The organism is Okeania sp. SIO2F4, assembly GCF_010672385.1.
In the GTDB taxonomy this organism is placed as follows: domain Bacteria; phylum Cyanobacteriota; class Cyanobacteriia; order Cyanobacteriales; family Microcoleaceae; genus Trichodesmium.
This window is the reverse complement of the sequence record NZ_JAAHGT010000385.1, coordinates 1-8,535: the sequence shown is the minus strand read 5'-3', so window position 1 is coordinate 8,535 and position 8,535 is coordinate 1. Positions and strand designations below refer to the sequence as shown.

The window sequence follows — 8,535 nt, the reverse complement described above, 5'->3', positions numbered from 1 at the left end:
TCTAGAGCATTATAGGGATTAACTTGAAAAACTAGCATCAAAGCTGCTAAAGGTAACAGAGCAATGATGATATAAACATAAATATCAATCATTTTTTAACTTTTAACTTTTAACTTTTAACTTTTAACTTCTGCGTAATTAGGGAAAAAAGATTGATAGGTTGACTCTACTATTTTCTATCTTTTAACTTTGGTATTGCTAATTTAAGGTATGAATTTCAACTTTGGGTAAATTTTCAACCAAAACATATAGTGCAAATTATACCTATTTCTTCCTCTAAAGTCACCGAAAAACTCCTTTCTACTTACTGACTCCTGATTCCTGTGAAATCATATATTTATTCAGGAACGCCTTGACTTTTGACATTTAACTTTTGGGTATCAGGACTAGAGCAATATGCCAAAACGTACCCCAAAACCGTATTCCAAATCGCCAAAGTAATAAGTGCTAGGAGCAATAACGGCCATTCACTAGGTATTTTGAGCAGTAAACCGACAACAATACTCATCGAACCAAGGGTATCAGCTACCGAAAGACTATGGAGTTTAAATAAAACCGATCTATGTCCGAGTAGGGGGAATGTTCCCCAAAACCAGAAGATAATTCCGATAAATATCAAGCTATAGCTTAAAATATCAATCATATTTCGTTTAACCTTTTAATTAAATTTGCCAGTAACATTAATCCCGCATTACCTACACTCAGAATAATTACCGCAACTACCCCAATAGACCAATCATCCCGCAAAACGGAGATAAGTAACATCATAATTGAGGTTTTGGTAGCAATACTAGCAAAAGCCAGCATTTTTTGCCAGATATCATCATCTTGCCACGCTTCATAAACAGGTATAAGCAAAGCTAAAATCATCGCAATTAAAATAGAGTTGTTCATCTTTTTCTGCTCCGTCGAACTACGTGTACTTCATACCACCCCCCTTCGTGATATTTCAAGACAATAGTTTTGGGGGTAAAAGTAATTAAAAATATATCCAGAAATATCAATCCTGGTGTTCGTTGTGGTTTAACACTTTCACAAACCAAAACTTCATCATTATGGGGACGAACCATAATTTGTATTGCTTCAATATAAGCTTGGGGAATGGCGACAATAATTTCCCACAATACTCGCAACCAATCTTTTAATGCTCCTAGGGATGTTTTGCTACGAGGTAATAAAAAAGCGATACTAACACCAATAATAATATTTGCCGGACTCAAGTCGGCGGTGAGTAAAAACCAAATTGCTAGTCGTAGTATTATGTTAAAAAAGGAAGTTGCGTCCATGCTATAATGAATAATAGATAATGGATAATCGATAATAGATAATGAAAACTATCTCTAATGAACGATTATCCATTGGTAACAGGTTTATGCTAAATTATATCAGCAATAGAAGCAAAAATTCCTAAGTTAAAATCAGATATCACTTTTGGCAATTACCAAAGGCGAGAAATTTAAACTTGCAATCGAGATTTGTACATTTATTCATAAAGTGGTATACACTTATTAATATATAGTACTAATATATCTGGAATATTAATTTCTTTAGATTCCTGAAAAAATCCATTATAATTAAAAACTTCTTCACGAAATTGTTCAAAAATTGTATTGTATTTTTCCATGATACAAGATTAGTCTCTTCTGGTTTCCAAAAAAGCATTTTTTCTGAAAAATTAATCCCTAATTGGAAGCATAAGGCTTTTAAATAAACCCTAGGATCTTTTACTATATCTGCTGAGTTAATTATAATAGACTTTTCTACTGTTAAATTTTCAATTTCTTTGAATAGTTATAATTAAAGCTTGTAGTAGGGCTTTAGCCCGCTAGATATATCTTTCAGGGCCAAAGACCTACTACAAACAAAAACTTTTTCGTTCGCGTCAGCGGAACTGAGTTCTATCGCGCTCTTATCCGGACATAATATTATATGTCATAATTTTCAAATCTCAATTATTTTTGTCATTTTTTTCGCCCAATAAACAGATAATAAGGCACTTTTACCCCTGGTAAAAAAGGAATAGTTGACATCCTTTCAATAAATTGAATACTTTCAAAACGGTAATGAAGATAAGGAGCGTGTTCGGTAGATAAAAAGACATTATCCTTTCCAAACCAAGCAGGCCAAAAATTACGAGATAACCAGGAGTGGGAAGACCACTGTTTTATAGGATATTTACGAGAAACATAAAAGTCAACAACTCCAATAATTCCATCAGGTTTTAGTAAATTGTAGGCTCGATCTATAGCTGCAAACCAGTCTGGAATCATTGTTAAAGAGTAGGAGAATGTTACAATATCAACAACCTTTTCTGGTGGGGTAAATTGAGTAACATCAGCTTCAACAGTCTCAACGTTAGACCATTTATTAGCAATAATTCGCTCCTGTGCTATCTCCAATAAAGAAGGACACAAATCGACAATGTAGAACTTCTGAAATTTGGTTAGTCGATCGCCTATTGACTCAAGATTAGCACCAGTACCACCTCCTAGATCGAGCCAGATATCTCCTGGATATTCAATTAGGGATTGATATAATTCTTCTCTACCTTGGAGCAAACGTTTGCGAAACTTGTCATAACCCTGAGCTTGACCTCCATAAAAACTCTCTAGTCTTTCCTGATGATTACTACCTTGAATAGGTTTAACTAAATGGTATAATATATTCAGGTCTTGAGCAAAATCACTAAAAAATGACACCCTTACCTCCTTAAGCTGTTACTAGATCGGCAATATAAAAACTGCCATAAGTATGAACCCGATCTTTTTGATGGAGTTCCTGTGCTAAATCCTTGTGGTATTGCAGCATTTCACCTAAATTATGCTCTTTACCTTGGATAGACACAGAGATAGGATCGACATATTCTACTTTAAAACCACCACTCCGAAATAGAATGCGCGACTTTTTCCCAGAGCGATCTACAATAGCTTGCCATTCTCGTTTTAGCTCTGCATATTCATAATTACTAAGCCAATCCATATGATCGAGTAAAACGAAATGAGAAATCTGAATATCATTATTACGCTCTAAAAATTGAGCTACTGTATCTGTATGAACTGAGATGCGATCGACTAATCCCGCTTTGAGTAATTGAAAATTTTCCGGTTTCAAATATTCTGGGCAACAACTTGGTGTATATTTGCCTTCAAGAAAAACTCGCCAGAAGTAATTATCCCAGATAGGAATTTCACTAAAAACTTGCCGACAACAATCTTCTACAAAGTCTGCAACTCCATTTTTTAGGTAGCGTTCCATTTGTTCTCGTTGTTGAGGAGGAACACCTAGCATCCACAGCGTCAAGTTACTATTCATAATCTGACGAATAAATTTTTTCCAAAACCTATCGTTGATTTGTTCATCATAATAGATTTGACGTTGCTCCTCAATAGTTTTGGCTGACATCAGTGCATTCAATTCATCTCGAAGTTGCACAACACGATCGATGTAGAAATTAATTAATTGAGCAAAGATACCTGTTGTACCATGAAAGAAAAAAGAACGTTTCCCTGCAAAATATCTGGCTCCATGACTATCCCAATATTGTTGAGCAAAAGGGGATAGCTCGGCACGAAGTTGTTGCTGATAAACCTCTTTAAACTTAGATAAATGACCTTCTCCAAAAAGTTTAAAAAAGTTAGAATAATCAAGCTTCTTAATTCCAGCTATTTTCAATTCAAGTAGAGCATTTTGTCGAGGGTTAACATCAACTGCATAAATATGTTCTGGTTCATCAAGTGCATATTCAAGAGCATTACATCCTCCTGAAGTCAAGACCAAAATTGTATCATCTTTGGTCAAATTCATGGCTACTCTGTCTAGTCGTGGATCTTCCCAACAAGTCACATAAACTAGATTATTTCGATGTAGGGAATGAAACCCTAAATCTAACCAACTGTCAATTTTTGGAATCAAAGTCATTTGTTATTACCTAATTTAATTGTACACAATAATTAGAATGAATTCATGGTAAAATTAGCATTGGTTCTTGAAAACATTCAATATTCATTAAATCTTTGGGTGTGTGCGCGGCAGGATTAAGTTTAGGATCGATCGTTCCAGCTATTTGTAAAGCTTCGGCAACAAGTTCAGAACAAAAAAAACCTGCCGAAGCGTTAGGTGATTTCCCCTTGGTTTCTGCATTAAAATATTTATTCTGTGCTAACCAAGAACCTATACTCTTACAAAAAGCATAAGGAGTATGACGATCGTTAAGATGCCAGAGCCATGATTGCATTTGAGCAATCCTATCATAGGACAACTTTTTGTTCAAAGGAAACCACCATGCTTGTCCACAAGTTTTATAGATATCAAGCCAATGGCTTAACCAATGAACTTGAACTCCCTTTAAGCGCTTCTGTTCTTTAAAATCTGGTAATACTGTGTAAGCTGTCGATTCTGCAATGAGAATATCCTGACACTGTTTATTTAGACATTCAGTCTCTAATACAATAGCAACATGGCTATAGGGACTTCTAGTAAACGATCGAATAATTTTGGCATCTAGTCCATTACCTGAAAAAGCAATCACATCACCTGGACTTATGTGAGGAAATATTCCATTGATTTTGTTATTCATACTTACCTTAGTTATGGTATGACGGTTATCAATGTATCATAAATATTAGCTAAGTGTTAGCTTTGAAAAAAATTGATTCAATTGATGATATTTGTTAGAGTGAAGTTGGCGTCGAGTAAAAACCAAATTCTATCAAATCCTAAAGTATAGAAACCGGGTTTGTATTAAATACCCCCATACTAACATCTACCTCCTATAAACCCGGTTTCTTATTAGACATAGGCGTGATCATCAAAAATCAAATCAATTATCGGGTAAAAATCATCAATTCTTTCCCCCTGCTCTGTACGGACGCCCTTCCCTTATGCAACGTCCCTACCTCCGACCTACTCCCTCTTTTCCACCAGAGGTCTATTACACTCCAAAGCAAGGGGATTTGATATTGCCAGTCTTAAATTTTATGTTAAAAAAGGTAATTGCGTCCATGCTATCCAGAAGAGTAATATTAACATTAGACTCATAAACCCAATTAGATGATCGAATTTTTCGATCGCTCTTGGTATCTTAATCGCCAGTTTCTTAAAAATATACAGATATGCTAACCAACCAATAGCAATAGTTACCAGTGGTTTGATAATATTTTTGATACTATAAGCTTCATAATAAACAGCATTTGCTACTATCAACCCGCCAAGTAAGAGTACCATTGCCCACCAAAAACCAAGGTTAACTTTGATTATTTTCTCGTTTTTCTGGTGAGGTAGAAAAATGAATTTAGCAAAAGAAATTGCTGTTCCTACTGCTGCAATATTCATGGCAATAACTTGCCAGGGTAATAGATTTTTAGAAGTTAACACTTTTGCTCCAAAACCAGAGAGTAGGGGAAAACCAGAAATCGAAAAACTAGCGATCGCTAAAGCCACCCAAATTCGGTTATCAATAGGATGGTGCTGTAATTCTTTAAAATTACGACTAGGTAAAATACCTGCTATCAAAAATAGAGCAGATTTAACTAAACCGTGAGTCAAAGCATAGAAACCCCCTACTACTGGTGCAGCAAGTACAAAACCTAACTGAGAAATGGTGTGAAATGCCAACATCCGTTTAGTATCTTTTTCAAATACCGCGTAACCCACCCCTAAAAGTGCTGTACTTACTCCAAACAATCTCACGATAGGATCTATTTCCTCTAACATCAGCGCACAACGCACCAATGGAAAAACCCCTGCCTTCACTACCACTCCCGACAACATTGCCGATACTGGACTTTGTGACTCAGAGTGAGTTAAGGGCAACCATAACCCCGATACAAATATACCACCTTTTGCTAATAATCCCAAAAATATTAGAGCGATCGCTTCTGGAGGCGCACCCCGCAGACCCATAAAATTGAAGGAATTATGTGCTTGATAAACTAACACTGCTCCCACCAGATAAAATAGCATTGCTGTATTACTGACAAACAAATAGCGCAACCCTACCCAAATCGACCTATCTGTACGAGGATAAGCTATTAGTAGAAATGCAGCAATACTAATTACCTCCAAAGCTACATACAAACTAATAAAATCTGCACAAATAAAAGTAGCATTAACACTACCATGCAGAATCACCGCTTGCATATAGAAAAAAGTAGTTTTATCACTTTGCCAACAATAAAGAATGACTGCTGCTGTTACTAGAGCATTAGTAATAATAAAAAAGCCACTCAATTGATCGATAGTTAAACTAACACCAAAACTATCTAGTAATTTAATATTTACAGGGGATGGATCTGCAAATATATATAAAGCATAGTCAGCCGAAACAAATGCTATCCCTAATGCTAGAAAGCGGTCTAACTTCGGTAGCAGATAGATAATAAATCCTACAAAAAATGGCAATGCCATCCAGTCGATCGTAATATTGGTCATAAAAGTCAAAAGTTAAAAGTCAAAAGTTAAAAGTAAGAAAAAAAGGAGGAATTTAAGCAAGGAAATTTTTTAAGAGTATACTGATTCAATAATTAATAATTAATAATTATTAATTACCTCTTCTTAAAAAGAAGAGGATTGGTTAAAAGAATTTTTTTTCTCCTTGAAAGGAGAGGCTTTAAACCTTAATTTTTCGGTAAGGTCTCCCTTGATGGGAAGTAGCAAATGTAATAACTGTGTATGACCATATTTCATATCATTTAAGTTTTTTCCTTCTTTTCAACCTTCTTTCTCCTTCCTTCTTTCTTCTTCCTTCTTCCTTAGTTGTACTTTATAGAACCCATTTGGTATCAATACCTGAGATATCTCGAAGATACGCAAGCTACATTAATAAAAACGGACTTTACCCCCACACCTCCCACACTTCCCACACTCCCCTACTAATGCCACCGGCCATAATATCATATTTGTACCATCCAAAAAACTAAAATTAGCATTATAGCCATCACCCCAATCAAATGCTCAAATTCTTCAACTGCTCTTGGTAACTTAATCACCAATTTCTGAAAAATAAATCGATATGCTAGCCAACCAATGGCGATAGTTACCAATGGTTTGACAATATTATTGATAGTATAAGCGTCATAATAAACTGCATTTGCTACTATTAATCCACCTAGTAAGAATACCATTGCCCACCAAAACCCTTGTTGAATTTTCTTTTCTGAGTCACTTTTTTTATGAGGTAAAAAGAGAAATTTAGCAAATACAATAGTTGTACCTACAGTCGCAACATTCATGGCAATAACTTGCCAAGGTAATAAATTCTTAGTAGTCAATATCTTGGCTCCAAAACCAGATAATAGGGGAAAACCAGAAATCGAAAAACTAGCTATCGCTAATGCTATCCAGAGTGAGTTATTCATCGGTTTATCTTGCAACTCCTGAAAATTACGACTTGGTAAAACGCCTGATATTAAAAACAGTGCTGATTTCACAAACCCGTGAGTCAAAGCATAAAAACCTCCGACTTCTGGTGCTGCCATGATAAAACCCAATTGGGAAATAGTGCTAAATGCCAGAGTTCGCTTGGTGTCTTGTTGAAAAATCGCCAAAACTACTCCTAAAAGTGCCGTACTAACACCAAATATCCTGACAATAGGATCGATTTCTTCTAACATTAGAGCACAACGCACAAAAGGAAAAACTCCTGTTTTGACCACAACTCCTGATAGCATTGCCGACACAAAGCTCTGTGACTCGGAGTGAGTTAAGGGCAACCATAATCCTGATATAAAGATACCACCCTTGACTAATAACCCCAAAAATATCAGGGCGATCGCCTCTGGAGGAGCATTAGTCAAACCCATAAAATTAAAAGAATTATTGGCTTTATATACTAATGCTGCTCCCACCAGATAAAATAACATTGCCGTATTACTGACAAACATATAGCGTAACCCTACCCAAATAGATTTATCTGTACGGGGATAAGTTATCAGTAGAAAGGCAGCAATACTAATTACCTCTAGTGCTACATACAAACTAATAAAATCTGCACAAATAAAAGTAGCATTTACACTACCATGCAAAATCACTGCTTGCAAATAGAAAAAAGCTGGTTTATTAGTATTCCAACAGTAAAAAATTACTGCTGATGTTACTAGAGCATTAGTAATAATAAAAAAGCCACTTAGTTGGTCGATCCTTAGAGTTACACCAAAACTATCAAGTAACTGTATATCTAAAACAAATAATGGGTCAGCAAATATCGCCAAAGCATAGTTAGCAGAAAGCAATACTACTCCCAGTGCTAGAAAGCGAGAAAGTTTGGGTAGTAGATAGATCACGAACCCAACAAAAAATGGTAATGCCATCCAGGCAATTGTAATATTGGTCATTTCAGTTATCAGTTATAGTATTGCTATGACTATTTAGATATCTCCAGAAAAGAGGGAATAGGGAAGGGAGTAGGGGAGTAGGGGAGTAGGGAGTAGGGGAGTAGGGAGAATTTTTCTACCTTTTTCCCCTATTCTCTAACTGAATTTCCCGACTTCTGACTTCTAACTTCTAATACCACTTTGAAAAAAGAATGCTAAAAAAACG

The 8,535-nt window shown here is 35.6% G+C and carries 8 protein-coding genes; all 8 read right to left on the bottom strand.

Features of this window, described 5'->3' with window-relative positions:
- Nucleotides 1–337 precede the first annotated feature (337 nt).
- Nucleotides 338–643: a monovalent cation/H(+) antiporter subunit G gene (locus tag F6K22_RS22370; protein WP_293102876.1), complete on the bottom strand. Its 306-nt coding sequence runs from the start codon at nucleotides 641–643 to the stop codon at nucleotides 338–340.
- Nucleotides 640–894, bottom strand: coding sequence for a hypothetical protein (locus tag F6K22_RS22365; RefSeq protein WP_293102874.1), 255 nt, complete (start codon nucleotides 892–894; stop codon nucleotides 640–642). The genes F6K22_RS22370 and F6K22_RS22365 overlap by 4 nt, the downstream gene beginning before the upstream one ends.
- Nucleotides 891–1,286 (bottom strand): Na+/H+ antiporter subunit E, encoded by a 396-nt coding sequence (locus tag F6K22_RS22360; RefSeq protein WP_293102871.1) that lies wholly within the window; start codon nucleotides 1,284–1,286, stop codon nucleotides 891–893. Before F6K22_RS22360 ends, F6K22_RS22365 begins: the two co-directional genes overlap by 4 nt.
- A 675-nt stretch (nucleotides 1,287–1,961) precedes the next feature.
- Nucleotides 1,962–2,699, bottom strand: coding sequence for a class I SAM-dependent methyltransferase (locus tag F6K22_RS22355; protein ID WP_293102868.1), 738 nt, complete (start codon nucleotides 2,697–2,699; stop codon nucleotides 1,962–1,964).
- A 10-nt stretch (nucleotides 2,700–2,709) separates the two neighbouring features.
- On the bottom strand, nucleotides 2,710–3,918 hold the full coding sequence (locus tag F6K22_RS22350) for a BtaA family protein (protein WP_293102865.1): 1,209 nt from the start codon (nucleotides 3,916–3,918) through the stop codon (nucleotides 2,710–2,712).
- Nucleotides 3,919–3,961: 43 nt separating this feature from the next.
- Nucleotides 3,962–4,576, bottom strand: coding sequence for a hypothetical protein (locus tag F6K22_RS22345; RefSeq protein ID WP_293102862.1), 615 nt, complete (start codon nucleotides 4,574–4,576; stop codon nucleotides 3,962–3,964).
- A 398-nt stretch (nucleotides 4,577–4,974) separates the two neighbouring features.
- Nucleotides 4,975–6,429: a cation:proton antiporter gene (locus F6K22_RS22340; protein ID WP_293102859.1), complete on the bottom strand. Its 1,455-nt coding sequence runs from the start codon at nucleotides 6,427–6,429 to the stop codon at nucleotides 4,975–4,977.
- 461 nt (nucleotides 6,430–6,890) lie between these two features.
- Nucleotides 6,891–8,330: a cation:proton antiporter gene (locus F6K22_RS22335; protein ID WP_293102856.1), complete on the bottom strand. Its 1,440-nt coding sequence runs from the start codon at nucleotides 8,328–8,330 to the stop codon at nucleotides 6,891–6,893.
- Between the last annotated feature and the right edge of the window lie 205 nt (nucleotides 8,331–8,535).